The sequence below is a fragment of the Paenibacillus sp. PL2-23 genome (assembly GCF_040834005.1).
Lineage (GTDB): Bacteria > Bacillota > Bacilli > Paenibacillales > Paenibacillaceae > Pristimantibacillus.
Genome location: NZ_CP162129.1, coordinates 3987526 through 4014220, shown reverse-complemented (window position 1 = coordinate 4014220; position 26695 = coordinate 3987526). Strand labels below are relative to the sequence as shown.

The 26695-nt window shown below is 53.9% G+C and carries 21 protein-coding genes and 1 other annotated feature; of the genes, 14 read left to right on the top strand and 7 right to left on the bottom strand.

What is annotated here, in order from left to right; translation table 11 throughout:
• Positions 1–13 precede the first annotated feature (13 nt).
• The 7 genes from AB1S56_RS17575 to AB1S56_RS17545 all read left to right on the top strand — a co-directional run bounded on the left by AB1S56_RS17575 (position 14) and on the right by AB1S56_RS17545 (position 11241).
• Positions 14–3109 carry a hypothetical protein gene (locus tag AB1S56_RS17575; RefSeq protein ID WP_340868247.1) on the top strand — a complete coding sequence of 1032 codons (3096 nt, stop codon included), beginning with the start codon at positions 14–16 and terminating at the stop codon, positions 3107–3109.
• Between the two features lie 26 nt (positions 3110–3135).
• Positions 3136–5352, top strand: coding sequence for a putative baseplate assembly protein (locus tag AB1S56_RS17570; protein ID WP_340868246.1), 2217 nt, complete (start codon positions 3136–3138; stop codon positions 5350–5352).
• Between the two features lie 212 nt (positions 5353–5564).
• Complete coding sequence (locus AB1S56_RS17565) at positions 5565–7490, top strand: phage tail protein (protein WP_340868521.1); 1926 nt, start codon at positions 5565–5567, stop codon at positions 7488–7490.
• Between the two features lie 67 nt (positions 7491–7557).
• A complete protein-coding gene (locus tag AB1S56_RS17560) occupies positions 7558–9225 on the top strand; it encodes a hypothetical protein (RefSeq protein WP_340868244.1) in 1668 nt (555 codons plus the stop codon).
• An 892-nt stretch (positions 9226–10117) separates the two neighbouring features.
• Entirely contained in the window at positions 10118–10780 is a 663-nt protein-coding gene (locus AB1S56_RS17555; RefSeq protein WP_340868242.1) for a zeta toxin family protein, read from the top strand.
• A 61-nt stretch (positions 10781–10841) separates the two neighbouring features.
• Complete coding sequence (locus tag AB1S56_RS17550) at positions 10842–10988, top strand: hypothetical protein (RefSeq protein ID WP_340868240.1); 147 nt, start codon at positions 10842–10844, stop codon at positions 10986–10988.
• A gap of 103 nt (positions 10989–11091) precedes the next feature.
• Positions 11092–11241: a hypothetical protein gene (locus tag AB1S56_RS17545; RefSeq protein WP_340868239.1), complete on the top strand. Its 150-nt coding sequence runs from the start codon at positions 11092–11094 to the stop codon at positions 11239–11241.
• A 345-nt stretch (positions 11242–11586) separates the two neighbouring features.
• Here AB1S56_RS17545 and AB1S56_RS17540 read toward each other — a convergent pair whose 3' ends face one another.
• The 3 genes from AB1S56_RS17540 to AB1S56_RS17530 all read right to left on the bottom strand — a co-directional run bounded on the left by AB1S56_RS17540 (position 11587) and on the right by AB1S56_RS17530 (position 12860).
• Entirely contained in the window at positions 11587–11730 is a 144-nt protein-coding gene (locus AB1S56_RS17540) for a hypothetical protein (RefSeq protein ID WP_340868238.1), read from the bottom strand.
• A gap of 254 nt (positions 11731–11984) precedes the next feature.
• On the bottom strand, positions 11985–12239 hold the full coding sequence (locus AB1S56_RS17535; protein WP_340868237.1) for a hypothetical protein: 255 nt from the start codon (positions 12237–12239) through the stop codon (positions 11985–11987).
• A gap of 54 nt (positions 12240–12293) precedes the next feature.
• Positions 12294–12860: a DUF5412 family protein gene (locus tag AB1S56_RS17530; RefSeq protein ID WP_340868236.1), complete on the bottom strand. Its 567-nt coding sequence runs from the start codon at positions 12858–12860 to the stop codon at positions 12294–12296.
• A gap of 63 nt (positions 12861–12923) precedes the next feature.
• Between AB1S56_RS17530 and AB1S56_RS17525 the strand changes: the two genes are divergently transcribed.
• Entirely contained in the window at positions 12924–13322 is a 399-nt protein-coding gene (locus AB1S56_RS17525; RefSeq protein ID WP_340868235.1) for a hypothetical protein, read from the top strand.
• Here the strand turns inward: AB1S56_RS17525 and AB1S56_RS17520 are convergent.
• Positions 13300–13845, bottom strand: a complete 546-nt coding sequence (locus AB1S56_RS17520) for a hypothetical protein (protein WP_340868234.1) — start codon at positions 13843–13845, stop codon at positions 13300–13302. The two genes, AB1S56_RS17525 and AB1S56_RS17520, sit on opposite strands and share 23 nt — an antisense overlap.
• Before the next feature lie 110 nt (positions 13846–13955).
• Here AB1S56_RS17520 and AB1S56_RS17515 point away from each other — a divergent pair, with 110 nt between their 5' ends.
• Together AB1S56_RS17515 and AB1S56_RS17510 are read left to right on the top strand one after the other, a co-directional pair.
• Positions 13956–14246, top strand: coding sequence for a hypothetical protein (locus tag AB1S56_RS17515; RefSeq protein ID WP_340868233.1), 291 nt, complete (start codon positions 13956–13958; stop codon positions 14244–14246).
• A complete protein-coding gene (locus tag AB1S56_RS17510; RefSeq protein ID WP_340868232.1) occupies positions 14225–14386 on the top strand; it encodes a hypothetical protein in 162 nt (53 codons plus the stop codon). The genes AB1S56_RS17515 and AB1S56_RS17510 overlap by 22 nt, the downstream gene beginning before the upstream one ends.
• A 98-nt stretch (positions 14387–14484) precedes the next feature.
• Here AB1S56_RS17510 and argS read toward each other — a convergent pair whose 3' ends face one another.
• The 3 genes from argS to AB1S56_RS17495 all read right to left on the bottom strand — a co-directional run bounded on the left by argS (position 14485) and on the right by AB1S56_RS17495 (position 18747).
• On the bottom strand, positions 14485–16176 hold the full coding sequence (gene argS, locus AB1S56_RS17505; protein ID WP_340868231.1) for an arginine--tRNA ligase: 1692 nt from the start codon (positions 16174–16176) through the stop codon (positions 14485–14487).
• Between the two features lie 49 nt (positions 16177–16225).
• Positions 16226–16456, bottom strand: a binding site (T-box leader).
• Positions 16457–16505: 49 nt separating this feature from the next.
• On the bottom strand, positions 16506–18359 hold the full coding sequence (locus AB1S56_RS17500; RefSeq protein WP_340868230.1) for a hypothetical protein: 1854 nt from the start codon (positions 18357–18359) through the stop codon (positions 16506–16508).
• Position 18360: 1 nt separating this feature from the next.
• Positions 18361–18747, bottom strand: coding sequence for a DUF4280 domain-containing protein (locus AB1S56_RS17495; protein WP_340868228.1), 387 nt, complete (start codon positions 18745–18747; stop codon positions 18361–18363).
• A gap of 219 nt (positions 18748–18966) precedes the next feature.
• Here AB1S56_RS17495 and AB1S56_RS17490 point away from each other — a divergent pair, with 219 nt between their 5' ends.
• From AB1S56_RS17490 to pheS, 4 genes are all read left to right on the top strand, one after another.
• Positions 18967–21702, top strand: coding sequence for an adenylate/guanylate cyclase domain-containing protein (locus AB1S56_RS17490; protein ID WP_340868226.1), 2736 nt, complete (start codon positions 18967–18969; stop codon positions 21700–21702).
• Positions 21683–22222: a GNAT family N-acetyltransferase gene (locus tag AB1S56_RS17485; RefSeq protein WP_367903479.1), complete on the top strand. Its 540-nt coding sequence runs from the start codon at positions 21683–21685 to the stop codon at positions 22220–22222. Before AB1S56_RS17490 ends, AB1S56_RS17485 begins: the two co-directional genes overlap by 20 nt.
• An 8-nt stretch (positions 22223–22230) precedes the next feature.
• Positions 22231–25272 (top strand): HEAT repeat domain-containing protein, encoded by a 3042-nt coding sequence (locus AB1S56_RS17480; protein WP_367903372.1) that lies wholly within the window; start codon positions 22231–22233, stop codon positions 25270–25272.
• A 368-nt stretch (positions 25273–25640) separates the two neighbouring features.
• Positions 25641–26675 carry a phenylalanine--tRNA ligase subunit alpha gene (gene pheS, locus AB1S56_RS17475; RefSeq protein ID WP_340868519.1) on the top strand — a complete coding sequence of 345 codons (1035 nt, stop codon included), beginning with the start codon at positions 25641–25643 and terminating at the stop codon, positions 26673–26675.
• Positions 26676–26695 lie beyond the last annotated feature (20 nt).

Below are 26695 nucleotides of genomic sequence, written 5' to 3'. Positions count from 1 at the left end.
GCGAGCAGCGATCATGAAGCAAGCAGGAAGTGGCAGGGGCGACGTGAGGCCTCCGAAGATCAATACAAACAGCTTGTCCACTTATATGGACAGGTTCAAACAGATGGCGCCGCACTATACGCCGGAGTGGCGGTTCTCCCTGGAGCAGCCGGACGCTGGAGCCAGCCTGGCCTACATCGCGGGCGAGATGCTCGAGGATACGGTGCAGCGGTTGAACGGCGCGCCTATGAATCACTTCTTGTCCTTCCTGGATCTCATCGAGGTCAAGCTGAAGCCGCCGCGTCCCTCAAGAGCGACAGTTGTATTCAAGCTGAGTGAAGGAGCAAGGGAGACGGTGCACCTGCCGCAGGGCATGACGCTGACAGCAGCGAACCCGAATGGCGGCGATCCGCTTCTATTCGAGACGGAGGCTCCGCTTGCAGCGACTCCTGCCCGGCTGATGGAGATTGTCAACGCCAATCCTGTCACGGACGAGATTATAACGGCCGCTCGCTCATACGCCGAACGGCTGGAGGCGGGAACAGCGTCTCCAATTCCGCTGTTCGATACCTCGTCGCTGCCGAACGAGCAGGAGCATGCGCTGTTTGTTCGCCATGACGATCAGCTGCTGACGGACAGGCCTTGCCGCATCTATCTGAACGTTCATCACACGGGCAAGCAATATTCCGAGCCCGAGCTCGCAGCGGCGCTTGCGTCGGAGGCAGTCACATGGTCGTATAGCTCAGGAGGACGCTGGCTGCCGTTCCAGACTGTGACGGCTGCCGGGCATACGATTATTTTGCATAAAAGCGTTCCTGGCAAGATGGAGATGACCCAGCATGAGGGCATTGAAGGAAGATGGATCAAATGCGTGCTCAGAAGTCAGCCAGGGGCAGCATCGCCGCTGCTTCAGCGCCATCTGGAGATGGACAAGATTCGGCTCCGCGTATCGCATGACGTTGCTGGTGACGGCGAGCGGATCAGGCCGGATGCCCTATATTACAATGATCTTGAATTGATGCCTGACGGATTTTATCCCTTCGGCGAGAATTTTGTCCCCTATTCCGTCTTCTACCTGTCCTGCGAGGAAGCGCTCAGCAAGCGGCAGAGCAAGCTGGAGCTGACATTCTCCGCGATTGCCAAGAGCAATCGGCTGCGGATGGCGCCGGATCCCGAGATCAAGTGGAAGATGATGATGCGAACCTACGAATTTGAGGAAAAGGATCCGCCGCGCGTCCGCATTAGACAGGTGTTATGGGAGTACTGGAACGGCAGCAATTGGAACGCGCTGCCTGGCGGTGAGCAATACGGAGAGTTTTTTGCAGATTTGCCCGAGGAATCGGCAAGGCCATTTGTCCTCCGTTTTCAGTGTCCGGACGATATAACCCAAACCTTTGTGAACGGCTCCTTTCAATATTGGATTCGAGCTCGCGTTATCCAGACGGACCCCATTATCGCGCCCGTCGTTCAATACATGTCGCCGTGGCTTGGGAATCCCAGACTGTCCTACGCCACGGGCTCGCAGACGGTGTTCGAGCCGCAGAACGTCTTCACGAGGAATAATGCGGATAATCGGGACCGAAGCTTGTCAGCGTCACAGGGCGTATCCGCGTTCCCGCCATTCGAGCCGATACCGTCGGATGATCCCGCCTTATATTTGGGCTTTGACAGCGCGCCGCAGAAGGGGCCAATCCGATTGCACATTGACCTTCTTCAGCGTTACGCCGCGAGCCAGGACGGCGCTTGGCTGGAGTGGGAGGCACTATGCAGGGAGAGCGGGCGATTCGTCTGGCTGCCGCTGAAGGTGGCCGACGGTACGAACGGGCTGGCTGCCAGCGGCGAGTGGCAATGGTCAGGTCCTCCTTCGATGGTGTCTGTCCGGCTGTTCGGACATGAGCGGTACTGGATTCGGGTCTCGAACAGAGACAGGCGTCTAAGCGAGGCATACCCGAATCATCCCATAGCTGAAAGCTTATATATGAACGCTGTAGCGGTCAGCCAGCAGGCAAGCGTGGAGATGGAGAGAGTCATCCCTGAGAATGGGCTGCTGGCTATCGCACAGAAGGCATTCACCGAGGAGAGCGTCTGGATTGACGAGAAGGATACGCACACGGCAGCGGAATGCCTGGAGCTCGCTGAGCTGGATCCGTCCTCTTACGAGGCTGTTCAAGACGTGGAAGGGAACATCGTTCGCTTCTGGGTCAAGTGGACTCCGGTGGCGTCGCTGCTGGAATCCGGGCCGGATGACCGGCATTATCGTCCCGATCATGCCGGGGGCCTTCTGCAATTCGGCGACGGCTCGCAGGGCCGCGCGCCATCCGGTGAACGTGACGTTATGGCGAGAATCGCATATAAGCTGACTGAGGGCTCCTCCGGACGCGTCGAAGCGAACAGCATTACCGGCATGCAGCGCCCGGTCGCGTTCGTAAGCGGCGTAAGCAATCCGAAGCCTTCCATTGGCGGGAGCCATACGGAGACGTTGGAGGCGGTGCTTCGCAGAGGACCGCAGCAGCTGAAGCATCGCGGCCGAGCAGTAACGGCCAGAGACGCGGAATGGATCGCTCGCGAGTCTCATCCCGGCATTGCGAAGGTCAAATGCTTGAGCAATCGGAACGCGCTGCTGGAGAGAGCGCCGGGCTCCATGACGATTGTCGCATGCACCGATGGAGGTCTTGCCCATTCGGCAGAGTTCCCCGAGGTGCGGCGAACGGTCGAGGATGCGCTGCATAGCCGCGCGTCGAGCCTGTTAACGATTGGCGGGACGCTTCGAGTCATCGAGCCGGCTTATCTGGAGGTGTCCGTGCACGCGACGGTCGCCGCCGAATCGGCGTTAGGCCTGGTGCCGTTGGAGAAGGCGTGCGAGCTGAGGCTGCATCAATTCCTGAGCTTCTTAAACGGCAATACGGATGGGCAGGGATGGGAGATTGGAGAGGCGCTTCACTTGTCGCTGCTGCATTCCCAGCTGCATGCCGTCCGGGGATTGCTGTATATCGAAAGACTGTATGTGCATGTTGTCAAAATCGAAAATGGCATCCGCACGGAATGGGACCCGTCTCGTATGGGAGAGGTGCTCAATGGTCTCGTCATTAGCGGCGAGCATCATATTACGGCCGTGCCTGCGCCGTCATAATAGGGCTAGAAGGAAGGAGGGACATTATGCTGCCTAAGCTGCCTCTTGACGATCGTACCTATGCGGAGATTGTCCAGCAATCCCGCAAGCTGATTCCGAAGCGTATGCCTGAGTGGACAGACGAGAACGCGCATGATCCTGGTATGACCATGCTGGAGATGCTTGCCTGGCTTACGGAAATGCAGCGGTACTTCATCAGCCGCGTGCCTGATCGCAACAAGCGCAAGTTTCTGGATCTGCTCGGCGTCACTCCGCGAGACACGGAATCCGCACGTACGCTTGTTCAATTCTCAGGCGTGACGGAGCCCGTCAGCATACCAAAGGGCACTAAGCTGCTAGCGGAGGACCAAACGTTCGAGACGTTATCAACGATTAGTCTGCGTCCGCTCTCGCTGGACCGGATTATATGCCGGACAGAGCTGGAGGCGAATGACGTAACCGCCTGGAGCGATCATCTTCACGTTGCCTTCCAGCCGTTCGGGAAGGATGCGCGGCGCGGCGCGCGCCTGTACATTTCATTCGACAGAGAGCTTGAGCCCGGGGAGACGACGACGCTGACGATCAAGCTGCTGAAGCATGATGAGTCCATTCGGGATCTGTATGATGCGCTGGACGAGGAAGTGCTGACGACGCTGGTCCCTTCCGCGAAGCTGGCATGGCGAGCGTATTGCTGGGATGAGCAAGCGGGAAGAGCGGCGTGGATGCCTATCGAGGTCCTTCGGGACGAGACCCTGCAATTCTCGTCAAGCGGCTCCATCGTGTTCAGGACAGCCGCGCCAATGCGCAGTGTTGTCGTTCATCCTGCCGCTGACAAGCCTAGATACTGGATCAGCTGTACGGTCGAGGAGGGCGGCTTTGAGCTGCCGCCGCGCATAAGCGGACTTATGCTGCATACGGTAATGGCCTGCCAGCGGGACACTTTATGCGAATATGAGGATTTCGAGGCGACAGGAGCTGAAGGAGAGACCTTCACCTTGGCCACGTATCTGGGCTCTATTGGAGAGATAAGGGTGCAGGTCGGTGATGCTGAGCGGGGCTGGCAGGAGCTGGAGCCATCACAGTTTGCGGTTGAACGGCGACCTGACGGCGGCGGAGCTGTTGTTAGGCTTTTGGATGCGGCCCATGGCTGGGTAGGAGTGTCTGGAAGCCGCGTGAGACTGATTGCCGGCGTTCCAGGCTTTCAGCGCTACAGCACCCTGGGCAGCGGCACTGGCCTGCCCAATCAGGTGGTAGAGGTGTTCGAGCTTCCTTGCCGGAAGCGGACGGCTCTTGGTCTGCAGGTTGCCCGCCGAGAGAAGGGCGGAGCGCTTATCTGGGAGGACTGGACGCCGGTTGAGCATTTCGACCGCTCTGGTCCCTATGACCGGCATTATGTCTACCGCCCGGACAAGCGGCTTGTGCAATTCGGCAATGGCGAAAGGGGAGCCATACCGGAAGCCAGCGCGGACGGCAACATTGCTTTGGCCGCATGTGAGCTTGGCGGCGGCGAGAGAGGCAATGTGAAGCCGGGGCTGATCCGGGAATGGGCGGATCGATCGGGGCCGGCGGCTCACATTGCCGTCTCCAATCAGTTCTACGCTGCGGGAGGAGCGGAAGCGGAGACGCTGCAGCAGTCGCTTGTTCGAGCGCAGCTGGAGCTGAAGCGGACTTTCCGCGCTGTCACGGAGAAGGATTACGAGGGGCTGGCGAAGGAGACGCCAGGTCTTGAGGTTGCCAGAGCCAAGGCTATTCCGCTCTACAAGCCCGGGCTCTCGGATTATCCCAGGGAGCAAGCCCATGGACAAATCTCGGTGGTGGTTGTGCCGCATGGCCTGACAGAGACGCCGGCTCCCAGCGCGGGATTTCTTCGAACCGTGAAGGCGCATCTGGATTCTCGCAGGCTCATCGGGACAGAGCTTCATGTGATAGGTCCTGCCTACGTTGAGATTACGGTGCATGCGGTCATTGTCGTTGAGCCTCAATTCGCTGACGAAAGCGATAAGCTTGTCCAGCTGCTCAGAGAGCTGCTCCGTCCAATCAGCGATGGCAACGGAGGCTGGGAGTTCGGCAGGACCGTGTACAAGGGAGACATCTACAACACGCTTACCAAAGCGAACGGAGTGGTGTTCGTTCAGGATTTGTGGCTGAACGCGGACGGTCTGGAAGCCCGGAAAACCGCTGGTGGCGATATTCAGCTGCCGCCCCACGGGCTGGTCTACTCGGGCAAGCATGAGATAGAGTTAATGAGCAAAACAAGGCTGTAAGGGCATCGCCATTCCGTAATGAGAAAGGAGGTATCCGCCTGAGCGATCAACAAACTTATTTCTCCATCTTCGGCGAGAGGGGATGGAGCAAGGGAGCAGCCTACAATCTTACCTCGGAGCCTGGTGGCTTCGGCATTCGGCGAGAACGCAGGTACGGCATTGCGGCAACGCTTCGGCTTGGCCAGCTAGAGGGCATTTCGTCAGTGAAGGAGATGGCAATCGCCGGACGCGAACGCATCTATCTCCTGGACGACAGAGCCGATCTATGGCGCTACGATTGGCGGAGCGGGGACTACAAGAGGATGTTCCCGCAGGGGCACGGCATGTTCGGTGAAGGTGCTCGGTTGTCTGCTTCGGAGTCCATTCTGTACGCCGCAGACCCCAGCGGCTCATTGTCGGCCTTCCATGCCGAGAACGGACAGACGATGTGGTCCAGGCAAGGAGAGACGGTGGAAGGCTTGCCCTTCCATCCGCTTGCCATTGCGGCTGACGATAGATCCGTGTATGTGCTTACGCCTCTTGCAACGGAGTCGGCGGACGGCGATGCTGTCATTCCGGAAGGAGGCAGTCTCGCCGTGCTTGAGTTCACGGCGGGAGGCATGCTGTCTCGCGTCATCCGGCATCCACTATTGCGTCAGCCAGTCCGAGTGAAGCTGAGGCATCTGAACCGAACCTACTTCCTGGCTGTGTCGGAAGCGCGAGGTCTATACCTGTTCGATTCCATATTTGCACGGCTCATTGTGCTGCCGGAAACGGGAGAAGCGCATCAGACGGAAGGCTTGCCGGCCAAGCCCTACGCCGGGCTATGCCTGGACAGTGCGGGAGCTCTCTATTTGGGCGATGCCACCGAGCTGGATCCCGATGGAGAAGATGACCGATTCATCCTCATGCTGGACCGTGATGGGCAGCCAGCCGGCGAAATTACAAGCTACAGGGGCGGCTGCGATCAGCTCCTCGCGGATGAAGCCGATCGCCTCTACATTCTGAGCAGCGACCGGGGGACGATTACTCTGCTGAATCTTCAGCCGCAAACCGTTCGAATGCAGGAGACGGGCATGCCGGAAGGCATATGGCTGTCTCGCGCTTTCGACAGCGCTGAGATCGGCACGGTGTGGCACAAGCTGACGCTGGATGGGTTCATGCCTGAAGGCACGCAGCTTCGCATCTCCTTCCACTGCAGCGATCACGAGCATGCGGTCATCGAAGGAAGCTATCGAAGCATAAATGATTGGATCGAGGACGAAAGCATTCCGCTGAAGCGGAAGCTTGCCGGATTAACGAATTTCTGGTCCCCGCCCATGCTGAACCCGAAGGATGCTTTGTTCATAGGCGCCAAGGGCCGTTATCTATGGCTCATGATGGAGTGGATAGGCACGGAGCGGCATAGTCCCTTTGCGGAGAAGCTCAGGCTTTATTTTCCAAGAGAAACGTATCTGGACTACTTGCCGGCGGTATTCAAGGAGGATGAAGAAAGCAGGGACTTCCTGGAGCGTTATCTTGCCATGTTCGGTACATTATTCTCCGAGCTGGAGACGGAGATCGGCGACTTGTCCCGATTTATCGATCCGCACCGTGCCGAGGGCGAGCATCTCAGGTGGCTGGCGACATGGCTTGGACTGTCGGCGGACGATTCGTGGACGGACGGGCAAATTCGGGCTTTCATCGACGCGGCGCATGAGTTGTACACCTATCGTGGCACGAAGCGGGGGCTGCATCGAACCATCGAAACCTATACGGGGATGGAGCCGCTGATTGTTGAGCAATTTCAGACGAAGGACATGCGTGACAACGCGGAGCTCCGAACGCTGATGGAGCAGCTGTACGGCGACAATCCTTATTCCTTCACCGTGCTGCTTCGGCCGGAGCAAGCGACGACCGAGAAGCAGCGAGTGGTGATCGAGGAGCTGCTGGAGGAGCAGAAGCCTGCCTATACGGAAGCGAGGCTGGTCCAGCTGCAGCCTTGGATGTATTTGGACCTGCACACGTATCTGGGCATTAACACCGTATTGACGGAGCCGTCGGTTCTGACGCTCAGTCTGGATCGAAGCATGCCGAATGATACGCTGATCGTCGATATAGGCATGGAGAAGCGTATGGACGTCCATACGCGCCTGGAGCTGGATTCCGAGCTGGAGTAGCCGGGCAGCATACCGAAGATGGTTAAGGAGCAACGCTTGCTCCATTACGAGATTAGGGGTGGTAGTTGTGAAAAAATCGAGGCTTTACCCGTTCGAGAGAAACCGTTATTTTTACGGCAAGCTGTTGACAGTCCGGGATTTCGAATCCGAGCAAAAATATTTTAATGATAAAAGAAGGCTTCTGAATCGTCTTCTGTATGGCAGCGGCGTCTTGTCTGGCATGTCGGTTGTTGCGGTTGACGATAAGACGGTATCGGTGGAGATGGGTGTCGCCATTGATTACATCGGCCGAGAGATCGTGATACCTGCGCCGGTGACGATGAAGCTGTCCATGATTGAAGGGTTCACCAACAATGAATACAAAAAAAATGTATACCTTTGCGTCGCATACGATGAAAAGGGCAAAGAGCCCGTGCACTCTGTAGGCAATTCGTCGGTGCGTTCGGACGAGGTCAGCGAATACAACCGGATGCTGGAGTCGTACCGGCTGTTCGTGAACGAAAAGGCGCCTGCGCCTTCGTCCTTCGAATTTGTTCGGCTTATGGAAAGCGTCGTCACCATCTTTGAAAATGACAATGTTCGAATTACCCAGCGTATGCCCAAATACGTTAATCCCGGCGAGGTTGTGGATGTGAAGCTTGTTGTAGAGAAGACGCTGCAGACGCCTCGCATCGCTTTTGATTACAGCATCGACACGAAAGGCTTCACCTTTGTTGGCGATACCGACGAGACGGTCTCCTTCGCGGAGCCAGGAAATTCGCAGGATACGGAATACGAGCTGACCTATCAGCTGAAGGCGCCGCTTGCAGCCGGCGGTTATGCCGAGCTAGGCATACCGGCCCGTGACGCTAAGCTGGTCATTGGGGACACGGCGATTCCAATTGATTATAGCGCGAAGCATAAGATTGAAGTGGTGGAGGTGCCGGTTGCCGAGCGAATTCTCGAGGACTGGCATAACCGCAGCCTGGAGCAGGCCGTGGAGGGCTCGGCGGATCAGAGCATTTGTCTGGCCAAGATCAGTCTGCTCCAGATGGGGCCGACGTATATGATCGAGAAGGTCGACCGGATGCCATTCGATGAATATATCGAAAACACTTCTCTGCTGCAGCGGTTGTTCCGAAATGGCGGCCAAGGGTCCTCCCAGCAGTTCTACGCATCCTCGGAGGCGCATGATCTGGAATACGACGCGAAGCCGACGCTGGATGTGAAGTATCACCCTGAGCGCAACGAATTCGATTTCAAGCTGGGTATTCCGAAACCGCAGCATTTGTATGACGAGATTGCGACGGGAACGATGGAGGTCGCGCTGGAGTCCATCGGGAAGTCGGGAGGCTTCTTCTTCTCCCGCGGCAAAAAAAATTATGTGTCCGACGAAATTTCGCATGGTCTTGGCGAGGGACAGGTGTCAATCGTTGTTGGTCTGGAGGAGGCTGACGAATCTGGCGCTTCCGCCGGAACGGGCACGAAAAAGAAGGTATACTACGGTCAAATCGACGTCTTCACAGGGACGGAGTTCGAGCCGGATATTCCGAACGTGACGCTGGGCACCATTGTCTACCCGGAGAAGGGCACGTTCCGGATCGGCATGAAGCTGCGGGACGACGGCGAGTCATCCGCCTCCGTCATCGCAGTCCGCTGGTGGGCGTTCAAAAGCCTGGGCACCGCCCCGCAGATGGCTGCAGCCGATGACGACTACGAGGGCGGACTCTTCGAGGCCGCGCCTTCATCGGAATAGTAGACGGGCAGGCTGTATAGCTCCTGTAGGAACAGCGGCAGTATCGGACGAGAGAGGACGTCCGGATCTGCCGCTGTTTGTCGTCTGTCCGTTAGTGTCACGGCGTGTGGCTGTGTCTGGAGCGTCTAAATGTAAGCGTCAAAAAAGAAGGTGTATTCCAACACAGTCTAGATTTTGAGACAATTCCGTTAGAGTAGTCGTTGGAGTTTTTCGACTCTACTCGAAAAACTCTAATGGAAGAGTGTCTAATTGCAAACTTTAGAGATGAGGAATCGCTATCGACTCCAGCAGTGGACTGAGAACATTCGTGATTGCCGTTCAAGTGGTCAGACCGTGGCTCGTTGGTGTACCGATCACGAAGTCAGAGTGAAAAGCTATTGCTACTGGCTTAAGAAAATCCGTGAAGCTGCTATCGAATTCCTTCCTGCTTGCTCCACCTCGAATGAACCAACTCTCGTACCGGTCCCTTCATCTTTGCGAACGAACGGCCCTCGTTCCGAAGCAAGACACGAACAAGCGGCGATCATCCTGCGTACGGATGCCATTACGATTGAAATCCATCCGCATGCGTCTACCGCACTACTCGAACAGACGCTTCGCATCGGACCAAATATTCCTAGAATATTTCCCATATCGCAAAAAGGAATTAAATGAAAAACTCCCCCTACGAAGTAGGAGGAGAGCAAGTTGGTGGTAAAGGGAAACCCTTGTCCCACCTGCCTGGGCGAATGCCGAGAGGCTATTTAAATCAAAAGAGGTTTTTTCTTATACCAATAGCAAAAGTATTTACAAAAACAGCGTAAAAAAAGAAGATGGTATAGTAGAAACATATTCCAACATAAGATTCTAATTAATCATTCTACTAATGTAAACAACACCAGGAGTGGATGCTGTGACGCAAAGGTCAACGAAGGAATTGAATGTCGATAATCGGGGTCAATACACAGAGATGCGGCAAGCTCTTCATAGAAAAATTGCAGCCAAACTGCTCAGAGGGAAAAAGAGCCAAGAGGCTCCGGAAATTATATTCATGGGCGGAGGAACCGCAGTGGGAAAGTCTACAGTTCGGAAAAAGTACATCAAGACTTACGCTCCTCATGGAGGAATTGCTGTTATTGACTGTGATGACATCAAAGAATTCATCCCCGAATATAAAGACTTGAAAAAGGAGAATGTTCAGACGGCGGCTGATTTGGTTCATAAAGAAAGTGGAGACATTGCTATGTTCGCGCTTCGATTAGCATTGGACGCCCGGATGCACATCGTATTCGATGCAACGATGAAGGATGCTGATTGGTACGAGGGACTTGTGGGTAGTATTAAGGAAGAGGGGTATGCAACTATTGCCATCATCGTACACGCGCCATTGGAAGTTGCTATTGAGCGTGAGGCGGTCCGTGCAGAGAAAATGGAGCGTCATGTCCCAAGAGAAGACATTATCAAATCCCACCGGCTGGTAAGGGAATCATTTATGGTAATTGAAGAGTTCCTCCCTGGGATGGAAGAGAGCGAAGTCTATGATTGGACAAAGTATACTGAATTCTATGTACGGTAGGAATATTGGCTATATTCTGCAATAGAATGGTAGAAAGGTTTTTCTATCGGAGGTGCAGGAGATGGACAAGTCTAAACGACCTAAGCCATTATTGTTTCAAAAAGCGCACGAGGAAGCAAAAAAAGGAATGAAAGGGCATAAGGAGCGTGAGCGGATTGAACATGAGGCTCAACTTCAGAAGGCGAGAGATAAGCGAAAGAAGCAATAAACGCCGAACTCTATTCATTTAGAGAAAAATATGGTAATCTACTAGTGTAGAGGTAAGGTAATTGCCGCGGAAGTTATCGTAGTAATTAAAGGAGGAATGAGCCATGTTATTTGCACAAGCCCATAAGGAAGCGAAAGCTGGAATGAAGGCTCATATGGCAAACGAACGCAAGCAACACAATGCACAACTTCGGAAAGCCGCCGCTCGGAAGGAAATGATTAACGCCCGTCGCGAAGTTGCAACTACGAGGTAATGAATATAAAAAGTACAAGAAATGGACTAGTCTTCGAACTGGTCTTTTTTTGTTGTCATATAAGAAAAAAACTTATGGTTGGACTGAAGCTCGATAGCAACAAGATGTGCCAAAAGAGCCTAAAATAAAGACCCTAGGCATCTTGTTCACCAAGGCTCTATTAATACTTCATAATATGCAAACCAGTTTGATAGATTTGGGGATAACAAGGAGGACTTTGCTTGCCGTAGGATAATTGAAATTAGCAAGATAGCTCTCAATCATTAACTTGTGGTTGTAGGCGCGTCTAGAATCGGATTTTACGCTTTATGGAGCTTAGACTTGCAACTTGTCCAATTGCAAACTTTAGAGATGAGGAATCGCTACCGACTTCAGCAGTGGACGGAGCTCATTCGTGATTGCCGTTCCAGTGGCCAGACCGTTGTTCGTTGGTGTGCCGATCACGAAGTCAGCGTGAAAAGCTATTACTACTGGCTGAAGAAAATTCATGAGAATGAACCATCTCTCGTACCATTCCCTTCATCTTTACGGATGTCGTTACGATTGAAATTCATCCGCATGCGTCTACCGCTCTTCTCGAACAGACGCTTCACATCCTGCAGTATGGTCGGTGGACATCTCAAAGGCCGATCAGCTGAGCGGGAGTCCAGACGCTTACGTCTAAATATGCTCGGAGCGTGGTTTTGGAGTAAATAGTTGTGCCAGGAACGTCTATTATTTACAGAGGTGGGCGGGCGCTTTTACTACAATAGCTTGAAAAGGTCATAAATCATAAAGCCCACAAAGGCGGAGACATTAAATATAATAAACCATTTAATCAATTGCCTAAGCGGGCGTGGCGTTTGATCTAATTGCTTCGGATATTGGAATCCATTCACAGTGTCATAATGTTTGATGACATCGTTAAAGCCTTGTCTGTCGGAAGGATTCATAGGGACGTCGTTTGGCTGAGTAATATGAAGCGTATGATCGTCATAGGGATTGTACTTTTTCTCCATTTCACTGAACACCTCCAGAAGGTTTACGCTGATAGACTTTCGCACCCATTACGGTCAATCGTGATAGCAAGTTTCATATTCGTCTTTTAATAATAAGCTTTTACAAGCCAAACCACGTTCGTCATAAATCTCTGTACCAATTTTTAATTGAGTACTTCTATTTGAATCAGGATTATATGGATTGTGATTTATAATGGACAGCGTATCCTCATCTACCCACTCCATAGAAAATACACTTTTTGCATCGCTGTAATAAACGATCCGCGGTTTATCCTTCTCACTGTTGTTAACGACTTCGACCCATACATTTACACCGCCTGCTGCTCCGCCATAATACTCAAAGTATGCACTAGCCGAATATTGTTCAGCAGGGGAGGCTAGAGGTCCCGGCCCTCTTTGGGCATATTCACGATCCAAATGATCAAATGTAAAGAACAGCGATTTATATAAGGAGGTTGAGGATGTCAATACAACGCCTAACAACGTTGCAATCAATAATTTTTTTGGAAAAGCGCTTTTTTTAACTAAAGAAATTATTATACGGATACATAGAATCAGAAAAAGGACAACCGTGATGAAGGAAGTTAAGAAACCCAATACAGCCAGATAGACGTTAGACATATAGCCCCTCCTGCACCCCTTTGATGAAATTATTCAAATCCCATTTAAATGGAAAGGGGAATTATGATGGATAAGACAAAAAAGGTTATAGGGTCCAGTTCACTCATTCTTATCTTATGTTTTTTTATTTTTTTCACTTTTGGAAATCCCCTCAAGTACTATACATTAAAGGGAGATTTCAAGAAATTTTTAGAAGATAAATACGATCAAAAGTTTGTTGTAGGCAACATTAGCTTCGATATCATGCACAGAACCTATCATTCCAATGCAACTACCGTGAATGAACCGAAAATCAGGTTTTATGTCGGGCAGAACAATATCACTAAAGAGATCAATGACGCTTACGATTATGAAAAAAAAGAGATTTCAGGAAGGAAAATAAGAATAAGCTTTCCTTACCGCCGCAGGCGAGGGGACACCTCTCAGTCTGGCTCTATTGCTAAGAGGCTGCTTCCATATTAACTACCTCAACAACAATACGGCCAAAAAAATTGTCCCCTATATAAGCGTCTAGTCGCCAAAGTCCCGGAGAAGGCAATGACATCAACGAAGGTAAATGAGCATCCGCTCCATTATGGGCCCCCCCAATCGCATTGGAATATAAAACGGTGATGGTTTCGCCGGTTTCTTTGTGGGTCCCCTCAACAGTTAATGAACCGCTAAGGCTCTCGGAAGTCCCCCAAAAATGCCACATATATTTTTGTGTTTGATTTGCGTAGAAGCGGTTGGCTGCTCCGTCATCATAGATGAAGCCAAGCTTGCCTTCTTCACCAATCATGGTATAGGAGCCTGACTCAAACAGGGGACTGACTGTCCAATCCTCCACATTGTTGGAGATGTTGGAATCAGGGGCTGATATGGAATTGGAATATTCAATTACGGCTGTCGGGCTTGCTGCGGCAGGTGAATAGGAGCGAGTGGTTATGACCTCTGAGCATGCGGTTAAAAGAAGCAGGGTGAGCATAGCAATAAGGCAGCTTTTCATTGGAATCGTGTCTCCTTTTGCTTTTTAATACCAACGTTCAAAACCAACGGCTTGTTGCACATTTTTACAAGGCTTTTTTTTGAATTTCTTGAACAAAGGAGAGAGTTGGAATGGATGCGATGCGTTATCCAATTGGAGAATTCACAGCGATTGAGGAACCTACTGAAGTACAACGTAAACAGTTTATTTATTCAATTGCTGAAATGCCCATTAAACTTCGTCAAGCGATTGAAGGTTTGAAGATTGAACAATTGAAAACGCCTTACCGACACGCAGGTTGGAGTTTGCAACAAATTGTTCATCACTTAGCCGATGATGAAATGAATGCCTATCAATCGAAACATCCATATTGCTTTTGGAAGCCCTCCATAGCAGATTTGTGGCTCTGCTTATCCAACTAAATCCAAGTGATTTTAAAAGGAAGGTAGAAAGTCCTACGCACGGTAACATGAGTTTAGATGTAGCTGTTCAAAGGTATTCATGGCATGCACGTCATCATATTGCACAAATACAATCATTACGAGAGCGTATGGGATGGTAGTTGACCTATTCTAACATTCTAATCACAAAAATCATTCCCCGCATCGCTGGCTAAGTCTAAACTAGACAGGCAGCATTGCGGGAAATGACTTATAGGTTCTACAGCTCTTCCGGTGCGCTGATGCCTAGCAGCGAAAGTCCCTTTCGAATGGCTTCAGACGATGCGCGTACCAGTCGCAGCTTGAACGCTTGCTCGGGAGCGCTGCCGTCCAGCACCTTCACATGATGGTAGAAACGATTAAAAGCCTGTGCGAGCTCCAGCAGGTAACGCGCCATGATGGACGGTTCGTAACGCCCTGCTGCTTGCTGAAGTCGTTGAGGGTAGTTCGAAATTAACTTTAGTAGCGGCCACACATGATCATGTTCCGCTAGGGAAAAGTTTAATTCCTCCGTTTGATCCGCCCCGTCCGCCTTGCGAAGTATGCTGCAGGTTCTTGCATGCGTGTACTGCAGATAGGGTCCAGTCTCGCCATCAAATTGGAGAATATCCTTGAGGGAAAAGTCGACGTCCAATGTACGAGTGTTTTTCAGATCGCCGAATACAACAGCTCCAATGCCGACCTCTTCTGCAACAGCTTCCTTATTCGCAAGCGATGGGTTTTTGGCTTCAATAATTTTTTTCGCCTGACTTATCGCTTCATTCAGCACTTCCTCTAGGAACATGACCTTGCCTCGGCGCGTGGACATTTTCTGCCCATCCATCCTCATCAGCCCGAAAGGAATGTGCTGGCAGCGACCCTGCCACGAGTCGTCCATTTTCTCCAGCACGCGGAACACCTGTTGGAAATGAAGGGACTGCTCGCCTCCTACGACGTACAGCAGTAAATCTCCGTTCATCTGCTTACGGCGGTAGATCGCAGTTGCCAAATCCCGCGTGGCATATATGGAGGTGCCGTCCGATTTGACGAGCAAGCACGGGGGCATGTCGGCTTCATCCAGTCGGACTACTAACGCACCTTCACTCTCCTCCAGCAGTTCCAGCTTACGCAGCTCCTCAATAACAGCCCCCATCTTGTCATTGTAGAAGCTTTCTCCCAGTACATGGTCAAACGTGACGCCAAGTCGTTTGTAAAGCTTATCGAACTGCTTCAGGCTCTCGCCGATCATCTCCTTCCAAAGCTGTAAAGCTTGCGAGTCCCCGTTTTCAAGCTTGCGGAACCATTCTCTCGCTTCCAACTCCAGCTCCGGATGATGTTCGGCCTCCTCATGGAATTTCACGTACAGGGCCAAATAATCCTTGGTAATGTTGTTGCTTTGAGCCATGGCGACGGGGTCGCCCCACTTGACATATGCAGTAATCATTTTGCCGAATTGCGTGCCCCAATCCCCCAGATGATTAACGTTAACTGTATCGAAGCCTGTCTCCTGAAGAATGCGGCTTATCGCATTCCCGATCATCGTCGAGCGTAAATGCCCGATACCAAACGGCTTGGCGATGTTCGGAGACGACATGTCAAGGATGACCCTTGTTCCTTTACCAATATTCGGCCGCCAGAAGCTGTCATCGCCTATTGAACTCGTTAGAAGTGCTTCTCCGAATAACTGACGGTTAAGCTTGAAATTCAAATAAGGGCCGGCCGCCTCTGCAATGAAGCCGGGATGGACCAGTTGCTCGGCCAGTTGCTTCGCAATGTCACCAGGGCTTATCTTTAACTTCTTTGCCAGGACAAAACAAGGCAAAGCCACATCACCCATGCTATCGTTAGGGGGATGCTCCAATAGAGCTGCGATCTCACCCTTTGGAAGTGGAAGATGGAGAGCCAGGCATTCAGTTAACAAGTCTTGTTTCATATTGAGTCCTCCTCAATTCGGTTTATATGCACAAAAAATCCCCGTCTCAGCTAGAGACGGGGATTTGCCCGTGGTACCACTCTCGTTATCCGGTTCAAATAGGAGCCGGATCTTATCATAGCCTTAACGTGGCCGAATCGGACCTTCCTAGGGGCAATCAAGCCCATCGGAAGGCCATCTCCCGGGTCCTCTTCGATCGTCTGCGTCGACCGGCTCTCACCACCCCGGCTCGCTTGGCAACGCATGTTAGACGATGTACTGTCCCGTTCAATGACGTTAAAGAGTATTATAGCAACTGCTTCCAGTAAATCAAGATCATATATTAGCCCCTACCTTACCGAAGTCAGCTCCTCCTGTACAAGGCTCATCTCCAGACGAACGGGCTGGTCCTTGTTGAAGAGGAAGGTGAGGAGTGTGCTGCCGACCTTGAACATGATCTTGGTTCTGCCGTTATCGAGCTTTTCGGTGACGAACACGGTCTTGGCGTCGGTCAGCCGCTTGTACGTCTGCTCCATGACAACGGAATTCCAGGTTGCAAGCTTATCGACGTTGTAGGTCTCCGGATTGTCAGGGTCAACGGTCAGGCTGAACGACAATTGGAGCGAGCTGTAGGTCATTGCCAACGTGGCTGGCGTTATGGACGAGTCAGCAGGCAGCTCTTCCACAGCATCAACCGTGTCCTGGTTCAGCCCGTTAGCAGGCTGGCCGGCAGCTGAGCTTGGCGGTGCTGCACTGTCACTTGCCGCGCTGGCATCTCCCGAGTCCAAGGCTGAGCCTGGATCCGTAACGGCCGGCGAGTCAGACAAGGTCTGGACCTCGGATTTGTTGCTGTTCGCTGCTTCCTGGCTGTTCGCTTCGTTCGATGTGGAGGCAGCGTTATTCGTCGCCTCGGATACTTCGGATACCTCTGACGCCTCAGCCGCAGGGTCACCTTCAAGCGGCGCTTCTGCTTCTGGCGCGACGGGTGCTGGCATGACCGGCTCCGCCTGTACGGCAGGGGGATCAGCAGCGCCCAGCGTCTCCTGAAGCTTGGCCAGTGAGAGATTGATGAACCCTTCCGCATAGACCGCCCCATCACGGAAAAATCCCCTGTAAGCCGTCGCTCCGTCGGCATCATGAAGGGTGCCGATGCCGCTGTATGCGCCATTCTCGAATTGCCCCGCATATCGAACGGAGCCGGAGGCTGTATAATCTTCGCCCATTCCGCTCTTCGCACCGCTCAGGAAGGAGCCCGCGTAAGTCAGCTTGCCGTCTTCGGTGAACAAGGACCCGGCGCCATGATAGCGATCCAGCAGGAAGCTGCCCTCGTACCGAATGAAGCCGTTGGGATACAGCTCTTTGCCTGTGCCGGATCTCTTCCCTGAGGCGAAGCCGCCTTCATAGCTGACGCTCCCGTCAGAATGGTACAGTTTGCCGGAGCCCTCATAGACGCCAGTGATGAACATCCCCTCGTAGACCGGCTTGCCGGCGCTGTCCGACAGCTTGCCTTGACCTTCATACAGCCCCTGAGCGAAGGTCCCGGCATAAAGGATGTTGCCATTCTCGTCATACAACATGCCCGCTCCTTCGAATTGGCCAGCGAGGAACGCGCCCTCGTACTTCTTCGAGACGCCGTCGGAATGGAACAGAATACCCGCGCCGTTGTAAGCATCGTTCGCAAATTCTCCGCGATACACCAGAAGGCCTTCCTCATTCCACAGCTCCCCGGAGCCAGCCATTAAGCCAGTATCGAAAGCACCCTTGTACTTCAGCTTGCCGCTGGGATAATACAGCTTGCCTTGGCCCGAATATTGGCCGTCCGCCATATCGCCCTCGTAGAGTAGGCTGCCATCTGGATTTCGTACATCTGCGATGCCGGTAAAGCCGCTTGCCGCCGCTGCGGACGCCGCGAGCTGAGGTGTTCGTCCAAACAGCTTGTCGATAAAGGAGGGGGGATTAATGAAGCCGAAATAAACGATGATGAGCGTCAGCACGACAACGAGCGCGATCAGCTTCTTCGCAATATAGTAGGAGCCGAGCCGAACATAGTTGTCAAGCGATCGGAGCGGACTGAAGATGGCGCTGACCAGAAACTTTCGCAGCATGGCAAGCAGCCGCTTCGGCAGCGTCTTGGCGCGTTTGATCGGCCTGATGATCATTCGCTGGATAGGCTTGAAAATAGGCTTGAGCAGTTGTTCGATCATCTTAAGGCACCTGTATCGTTACTTGACCTGGGCTCACAATGCTGATGACGCCGCCCCAGTTGCACATGCACTTGGAGGAATTGTTCAATGCAGGCATGTTCCCGACAAGCACAGTTGGAGAGCCCGGCGCCCATGGCGCTACTGTGAGTGGAATGCAGGGCTGTGGCGTGAACACGCCAAGCTTGGCTGCGGTAGCGGCTGCAACAACGGGGTTGGCCATGGAGTTGCACATGCCGAAGGGCAAAATATTGACCATAGGCTTATTGTCCATAATATTGGCAATCGGAAGCGAGGTCATGACGGCATTCGCCGGCAGCACGTTCAAGGTGCTTGGCGCAACGCCGAACGAGCACTGCATGGAAGCCCCGCCGCATACAAGTTGTCCCATAACGATCCTTTCCGTGAGCAGGCTTCTATATCCGCCTCTCCCAAGTCTAGTTATATTTACTATTATTAATAGTACTATACGCATCTTCGAGGCTTCAACAAAAACCTGCAAATTCAGGCTATTTTCGATGAAAATTGTAAGAGAAAGGGTGCTAATCGGCACGAACATGTAGTACTATAGAAATAGAAAATTTAAGCAATCCGGAAAGCGATGGTGTTCATGCGAAAGTTCCCGTTAGTATTGCTCCTTCTGGCCGTCTCCGTCCTGCTGGGATGGTTTGACTATGCCAATAAGGAGGCGCTGTCCACTCCGCCCTACGAGAAGGAGCGTGCGCTTAGCTATTTGTCCAAGGCGGCGGCCAACGGTGATGGAGGGCTGTTCGCGATCGCTGACTCCAGGGGTGAGCTCCTGCAGTTCGACGAGGGCAGCGTGGAGATCAACCGGTGGCAAGCGCCCGCCGAGGCTGGAAGCAGCCATGGCTTTACGGATGTAGCTGCGGCGCCTGACGGCTCGGTTGTCGCTCTGGATACCGTGCTGGACGATTACGGACTCTACGTTCTGGAAGAGCGGCTCTATCGTTATGCTTCGGGCGATCGAGAAGGGGCTCTCCTCTATGCCTTCCAAGGGAATGGAAGCAAGCTGCGAGTGGGCCAGATGAGAGGGGTCCAGGCGAACGGAGAGCATGCTTACTTCTATATAGACGAACAGTCCAGCGTGGGCCTGTACAGAATTCCGTTGAGCGGAGGCCAGCCGGAGGAGCTCTATCGGTTCACGCTGCCTGACAATCGCTACTTGTCGGAAATTACGGGTTATGAGCCGGGCCAAATCTATTATTCTACCAAAAGAGGCTCCATCTATCGCGTCCTGCAGGACGGCACCAGCGAAAAGGCTTATCCGCTGGAGGGCATGGAGCGGACGAATCGGAACTTCCCCGAAGCGCTGAGCCTGCATGACGGTCGACTCTATTTCATTGATCGACTCGTCAACGAGGTGGTCAGCTTCAAGGCGGAGGGCTACAGCGAGCTGAGGACGGAGTTGTCGGAGGAAGAGCTGTCGGTGCAGTCGGGAGGCGCTGAATATTTGGAGCTTATGGATGTGTCGCTTGGCCCCGACGGCGGCATTCATTATGTGCTCGACGACAGGATCGTAAGCGAGCACGGCGAAGGCATCCGCGTTGCGAGTAAGCTGACCTACGGCTCATCCCAATACCGGATGGGCTGGCTGGTATGGTCGGCGGCGGCGCTCTTCGTTGGGGCGGCGGCCGTTATGCTTCGCCTGATCTATGTGCATGTGCTGAACAGGCGGATATCGTTATTTTTCAAACAAATAGTTGCGATTGTCCCGATTCTGGTCATCTCTATGTTCATGCTGTCCAACTTCATCTATGACAGCTTCTCCTCGCGAATGGAGGATGAGATGCAGAGGCAGCTTACGCTGCTCGCGCGTACCGGGGAGGCGCTGATAGACGGCGATCAGCTGAAGAGACTGGAGTCTCCCGCCGATTATATGAACGAGGATTATCAGGCTATTCAAGCCAAGATGAATTTCCTGTATGAGAATGAGGATCCCTCCATACGAAAGGGCTTGTACAGCACGCTGTACAAATACGAGAATGGCCAAATTTACATATTGATGGATGATGATGATGGCGTCAATATGTTCAAGCCTTTCCCGCCTAATGAAGGAAGCGTGCGGGTAACGGAGCACGGCGAAGTGTATTCGGACCGCTGGGAGGACGCCACTGGCAAATGGGTATACGCGATTGGTCCAATCTACGATTCCGAAGGCAAGGTTGTTGGCGTATACGAGACCGGACGGGATCTGAATGTGCTCTACCAATCCAATCAAACGATATACAGCAGCATCCTCCGCAATATCGGGCTGATCAGTCTCGTTATTCTGGCTCTGGTGCTGGGCGTGACCTACTGGCTGCTTCATTCCTTGCGCAAGCTTCGCCGAAGCGTGATGGAGATGGCGAGCGGCAATTGGGATGTTCGCGTACACATCCGTTCACAGGATGAGGTCGGAGATTTAGGCGAGCAGTTTAACCTGATGGCTAAGCACATCCGAACGTACATTCAGGATATTACAACCTTCAGCGAGGCGTCGCATCGGTTCGTGCCGCAGCAAATCTTCAAGTATCTCGGCAAAAAAGGCATCACTGAAGTGCATCTGGGCGATCAGGTGCAGGGCAATATGTCCGTCATGGTGTCCAATATCCGCTCGTTCAACCAGCTGTCCAAGCAGCTGTCGCCGAAGCAGAACTTTGACTTTATGAACGGCTTCCTGAAGCGATTCAGCCCTTACGTCCGGACGGAAGAGGGACTCATCTCCAAATATTTGGGCGCCGGGTTCATGGCCTTGTTCCCGCGAAGAGCGGATGACGCCATTCGCGCCGCAATTGGCATCCGCAGGGAGCTGATCAGCTACAATGACAGTCTGAGAGCTTCCGGCTATGCGCCCGTCGAGCTGGGCATCGCGCTTCACAAAGGCCCGCTGATGCTGGGTATCGTGGGCGAGGAGCAGCGTATGGAGGGCAATGTCATCTCAGACGATGTCAATGTGACCGCAGCGCTGGAGCGGCTGTCCGAGACGGTGGGGGCATCCATTCTCGTCACCAAATCGTTTTTTGACCAGCTTCGCACGCCTGAGCGGATTCGCCATCGATATCTAGGGAGAATCGGCTTCGGTGACAAAGAGCAATCGCTGGAGCTCATCGACGTGTACGAAGGCGATACCGACAAGGAGCGCCAGCTGAAGGACCGGACCAAGGCGATGTTTGAGCGAGGCATTCAGCTGTGCCAGGAGGGACGCTTCTTCGACGCCAGGGAGACCTTCATTGAGGTGATCAAGATCAATCGTTTCGATAAGGCGGCAAAGCTCTATTTCTACTTGTGCGATGAATATTATCAGAGAGGTTCCTCGGAGGGCTGGAATGGAACGCTTGCCGTGTAACGGAGAGAAGGGGGATGGGCGCATGCTGGTTACGCAATTTCAGATCCAGCGATTGTCGACTCGCCAGGAAGCGGAGGAGGTGTCCGCGTTTATGCTGTCGGACCGCTCCTTCGACGATACCAGGTATACGCCAGGGGAGCTCAAGCACTTCCGCGAGCTCCCCGTCCGGGCGCTCGCCGGCGATTGCATCATCTGGTATGCCCGGAACGATGAGCATGCCATCATCGGCATTAATGTCATAGCCGAGAATGAGCAGCAGACGGGCGGGTACAACTGGGATTATCTTGTGGTGCATCAGGATTACCGCAAGGTTGGGGTCGCGGCGGGTTTTCTGGATCAAATGTATCGTTATTTGGCCGACGTCCGAGCCAGGTATATTGTCACCTACACATGTGATCTGCCGGAGTACGCGACGATCCAGCGCATGTTCCTGCGGAACGGCTTTACCCTGATCGGCAGATGCCCCGACTATTATTATGAAGGAGAAGACCGGTTGATCTATTATCGTAAGCTGGTTTAATCACATTGATGAATGCCTTGTTACGTTTAGTTGGTGCCCGAATGGAGGATCAGCGCAAGCTCTTCCTGATGGCGCCTGTTTTTTTTGTATGCGGCATCGCGGAGATGCTCAATTACAACAGCTTCATGACGTTGTTTAACCAACGGTTCGGAAGCGAATATTTGCCCTATGTCTACGCGGCGGAGGCAGTTATTCTGCCGCTGGAGGCATGGCTGCTGGCGTGGCTCGCCGCCAAGCTGCCGAAGCCGAAGCTGATGCGCGTCATGTTCGGCATGCTGCTCGGCATCGTCGCGGCATGCACCGCGCTGCTGATCGTTCTCGCTATGCTGAAAGCAGACGCGCGGTGGTTCTATCCCGTGCTGTTCATCGCTTCCAGCTTTGTTGTTCGGCAGCAGACGATATTGCTGTGGAGCCTTGCCGTTGATCTATGTCCGACGCAGCAGGCGAAGCGCCTGATGCCGTTGTTCGTCGGAGCGGCGACGCTTGGCGGCGTGGCGGCCGGTCTGCTCGCGCAGTTGATCAGTCTTGTATGGGGACCTGAAGCGATCTATGCGGCAGGACTGGCTCTGCTTCTGATCGCGTGGCCGAACTACCGCAGGGTGATTGCCACCTACCTGGTGCCGTTATCGTTAAAGCTTGCGGCCTCAGGCGGGGATAACGCGCAGGAGGAGACGATATCCGCCGGAGCGGTGTTCAAGCAAGCGCTCAGATCGCCGTTTCTGCTGACGGTCATTCTGCTGATGACGTTTATGCCGGGGCTCTATTTCCTCATGGAATACGAGTTTCTGAATGTAGCCAGGGAAAGCACCGGCAGCGAGCAGCAGTTCAGCCGGTATTTCGGCCTGGTTACAACGGTGCTGTTCATCCTGGCGTTTCTGCTGCAGCTCATCTCCGGCAAGCTGATGGCGAAGCTGGGGGCCAGCCATATGCTGACGGTGATATCGGCGATCTATGTGCTGTCTTTTGGGGGAGCGGCCTTGTTCATTGACAGCGCAGCGGCGCTGCCGGTCATCTCGCTTGGCTACATGCTGCTCTATCTGCTGCTCTACTATACGGCAGAGCCTTCCTATCAATTGTTCTTCAAGACGCTGCCGCTTGCGCAGCGCGACAGCTACCGCTATGCGGCGCAGGGCATTGCGGCCTCCGCGGGCATACTGATAGGCGCGGCCCTGCAATTTATGCATGCCGGGTTAGGCGTATCATGGACGATGTTGTCGATAGTCGGCCTCATTGGCGCCGTGCTCCTGCTGTTGCTGGCCTGGTATGGACGAAGGCTGTACATGCGCGAGCTGGTGCGCAGCGTTAGCACGATGAGCGCGGCGGACATGGCGGAGTCCGTAGAGGAGATCAGCCGGAGCAGCGAGGCTTTGGCGGAGGTGAAGAAGCTGCTGAAGCACCCGCTGGCGTCCGCCAAGGAAATCGCGCTGCAAATTATCGGCCGTCTTCAGAACCCCAAGGATCTGCCGGAGCTGCTGCCTCTGCTGAACGATGATCATTATCGCATTCGGATTGAAGCGCTTCGGGCGATGAATCTGGAGCAAGCCGACCTGCAGGCGCTGGTCAAAATCGCGAGCTTTCTGGAGGACCCCGACGATGAGCTGCGTATCGAAGGGGTCAAAGCGATCGCCAGAATGAAGCATATGGAGGAGCAGGCGTTTTTCTTCTTGCGGCAAAAGCTGCTTGACCGCCATCCCGGCGTTGTCGCGGAATCGGTCAAGGCGATGTACTCCTTCAATCGCGCGCAGAGCTACGAGGCTTGCGCCGAGGTGATTGAACGGATTCTAACCGCCGGGGGCGAAGCCGCCGTCTATATGTGCCGCGCGGTAGCGGAGCTGAAGCTGGATGCTTATATTCCGCAGCTGCTGAACATGCTTGGCGATATGCATCCCGCGGCGCGAGTCGCGGCAGCCGAGAGCCTCGGCAAGCTTGGTCACGCGGAGCTGGCGCCGATTCTGATCGACAGCCTGCCGTTTATGGACGAGGAGATGCTGGCTGCTTCCGTGCAAGCCTTCATCGCGATCGGGCCTGCCTCCGTCGAGCCGTTGCTGGAGAGCCTTCCTGCGGCATCTCCCAAGCATTGGGGAGCGGCGGTCCGCGCCCTGTCGGCGCTGATGGACGAGGACGAGGTGCGCGGGACGCTTGCGGAGCGGGGCGTAGGCCGATTGGCGGAGCTCCAGCATGCGGCGGCCTATTCCGGCTCGCTGCGCGCGATAGGCCGGGATGATCTGGCGGTGCTGGCAGCGATGCGGTGGCAGGAGGCGCGCAAGTTTTTGTTCGTCGGCCTGTGGAGCGTGCTGTCCCGTCTAGGGGACGAGGCTGCGGTGTCGCATATCCGCACGGCACTGGAGTCGGACGACGAGGAGACGAGAAGCAACGCGCAGGAGGTGCTCGCGGAAGGGTTTGGCGAGCGGAGGCTGTCGCAGGCGATGGCCGCCTTGATGGAGCTGCGCGCTCCGGAAGCGGGAAGTGTGATCGCCGAGAACGCCGCCTCGATATTGGAGGGGGCGAAGCGAGGCAACGATGAATGGTGGCGCGAGATGGCCGCAGCCGCTCTGAATGATAATAGTGGAGGTGGCGGCATGACAAGCGAAGGGCTTATGATGAGTCGATTGAACAAGGTCGTGTTTCTGAAGCAGGTGCCTTATTTTGGAGATTTGTCTCTGGAGGAGCTGGGCCTTATCGCTAATGTGGCCATTGAAGAGACCGTGTCCGACGAAGAAACGCTGCTTCGCAGAGGAGAGTCCCATTCCGCCATGTATGTGATCGTGGACGGCAATATAGAGCTGACCAGTGTGTCCGCGGCCGGCTGGGAGGGCACAATCGGCGTGCTGGGCCCGGGCGATGTATGCGGCGTTACCTCCGCCCTCGACGGGACGCCGTCAACTGTGACGGCGCAATCGCTGCTTGGGGACGCGAAGGTGCTGAAGCTGTCGGGCGACGATGTGTCGAGGCTGATTCGTCTCTATCCAGAGATCGGCATGGGGCTGCTGCGCGCATCCTTCGCGCGGATCCGCTTGCTGGAAGAGATGTTGATGCGGATTGATTCGTAGCAGAGCTTGCTTGTATTGCATCCTTGGGCATCATTGCATATAATAGTAATGAATATTTTGGACATATGGCTACAAGCTACGATGGAGAGCAGTAAGCAGATTGAATGGCACAGGGAGAGAGCGCCGCGGATTGAGAGCGTTCTTGCTAAGGTTCAGCTGCTGAATTCACTCCGGAGCATGCTCCTGAGGCGCAACAGCGTTAGGGAGTGGCGGTTCCCGCCGTTACCGGGACTTAAGGAACCGTGAACGCGTTATTGTTCAAGCGGTTCGAATTAGGGTGGTACCACGGTTCTTCCGTCCCTTCGGGGAGGAGGGACCTTTTTGTTTGAATAGAGTGGTGGATGAACACTATTGTGGAGGCGATGAAGGTGAAGGAAAGACTGGAGGAGCTGCGGGGCGAGGCGCTGCAGGAGCTGCAGGGGGTACAATCGCAGCAGGCGCTGAATGATCTGCGGGTCAAATATTTGGGCAAAAAAGGCGCGTTGACGGAAATTCTCCGAGGCATGGGAGCGCTCAGCGCAGAGGAGCGTCCCGTCATCGGGCAGGTTGCGAACGATGTGCGCGGCGCGATTGAGGCTGTTATTGAAGAGAAAGCGGCGGCATTCCAGCAGGCAGAGACGAACAACCGTCTGCTTGCAGAGACCATCGATGTGACGCTGCCGGGCAAGAAGCTGCCGACAGGCGCGATCCATCCGCTGAACAAGGTCGCACAAGAGATTGAAGATGTATTCGTGGGACTTGGCTATTCCATTGCGGAGGGCCCCGAGGTGGAGACGGATTATTACAACTTCGAAGCACTTAATCTGCCGAAGAACCATCCCGCTCGCGATATGCAGGATTCGTTCTATGTGACGGACGAAATTCTGATGCGCACCCACACCTCGCCTGTTCAAGTCCGGACGATGAAGGCGAAGGAAGGCATGACGCCGGTGAAGGTGATTTGCCCCGGCAAGGTGTATCGTCGGGATGACGACGATGCGACCCATTCCTTCCAATTCAATCAGATTGAAGGTCTTGTGATTGGGAAAGGCATTCGGATGAGCGACCTGAAGGGCACGCTGCTGCAATTCGTGCAGCAAATGTTCGGAGCGCAGGCGCAAATCCGCCTTCGTCCCAGCTTCTTCCCGTTCACAGAGCCAAGCGCCGAGGTTGATGTGACCTGTGTGCAATGCGGCGGCCATGGCTGCCGGATGTGCAAGGGAACGGGCTGGCTGGAAATTCTCGGGTGCGGTATGGTGCATCCTCGTGTGCTTGAGATGGGCGGCTATGACCCTGAGGAAGTGTCGGGCTTTGCGTTCGGCATGGGCGTAGAGAGAATCGCGCTGCTGAAATACGGCATTGACGATATCCGCCATTTCTACACCAACGATCTGCGTTTCCTGGGCCAATTCGCGAGAATGTGACGATAGAGAGAAGGGACGAG

Coding starts and splice junctions, on each gene's coding strand:
- AB1S56_RS17575 (WP_340868247.1), top strand. CDS start 14: ATGAAGCAAGCAGGAAGTGGCAGGGGCGACGTGAGGCCTCCGAAGATC.
- AB1S56_RS17570 (WP_340868246.1), top strand. CDS start 3,136: ATGCTGCCTAAGCTGCCTCTTGACGATCGTACCTATGCGGAGATTGTC.
- AB1S56_RS17565 (WP_340868521.1), top strand. CDS start 5,565: ATGGCAATCGCCGGACGCGAACGCATCTATCTCCTGGACGACAGAGCC.
- AB1S56_RS17550 (WP_340868240.1), top strand. CDS start 10,842: ATGGACAAGTCTAAACGACCTAAGCCATTATTGTTTCAAAAAGCGCAC.
- AB1S56_RS17545 (WP_340868239.1), top strand. CDS start 11,092: ATGTTATTTGCACAAGCCCATAAGGAAGCGAAAGCTGGAATGAAGGCT.
- AB1S56_RS17540 (WP_340868238.1), bottom strand. CDS start 11,730: ATGAATTTTCTTCAGCCAGTAGTAATAGCTTTTCACGCTGACTTCGTG.
- AB1S56_RS17535 (WP_340868237.1), bottom strand. CDS start 12,239: ATGGAGAAAAAGTACAATCCCTATGACGATCATACGCTTCATATTACT.
- AB1S56_RS17530 (WP_340868236.1), bottom strand. CDS start 12,860: ATGTCTAACGTCTATCTGGCTGTATTGGGTTTCTTAACTTCCTTCATC.
- AB1S56_RS17525 (WP_340868235.1), top strand. CDS start 12,924: ATGATGGATAAGACAAAAAAGGTTATAGGGTCCAGTTCACTCATTCTT.
- AB1S56_RS17520 (WP_340868234.1), bottom strand. CDS start 13,845: ATGAAAAGCTGCCTTATTGCTATGCTCACCCTGCTTCTTTTAACCGCA.
- AB1S56_RS17515 (WP_340868233.1), top strand. CDS start 13,956: ATGGATGCGATGCGTTATCCAATTGGAGAATTCACAGCGATTGAGGAA.
- argS (WP_340868231.1), bottom strand. CDS start 16,176: ATGAAACAAGACTTGTTAACTGAATGCCTGGCTCTCCATCTTCCACTT.
- AB1S56_RS17500 (WP_340868230.1), bottom strand. CDS start 18,359: ATGATCGAACAACTGCTCAAGCCTATTTTCAAGCCTATCCAGCGAATG.
- AB1S56_RS17495 (WP_340868228.1), bottom strand. CDS start 18,747: ATGGGACAACTTGTATGCGGCGGGGCTTCCATGCAGTGCTCGTTCGGC.
- AB1S56_RS17490 (WP_340868226.1), top strand. CDS start 18,967: ATGCGAAAGTTCCCGTTAGTATTGCTCCTTCTGGCCGTCTCCGTCCTG.
- AB1S56_RS17485 (WP_367903479.1), top strand. CDS start 21,683: ATGGAACGCTTGCCGTGTAACGGAGAGAAGGGGGATGGGCGCATGCTG.
- AB1S56_RS17480 (WP_367903372.1), top strand. CDS start 22,231: ATGAATGCCTTGTTACGTTTAGTTGGTGCCCGAATGGAGGATCAGCGC.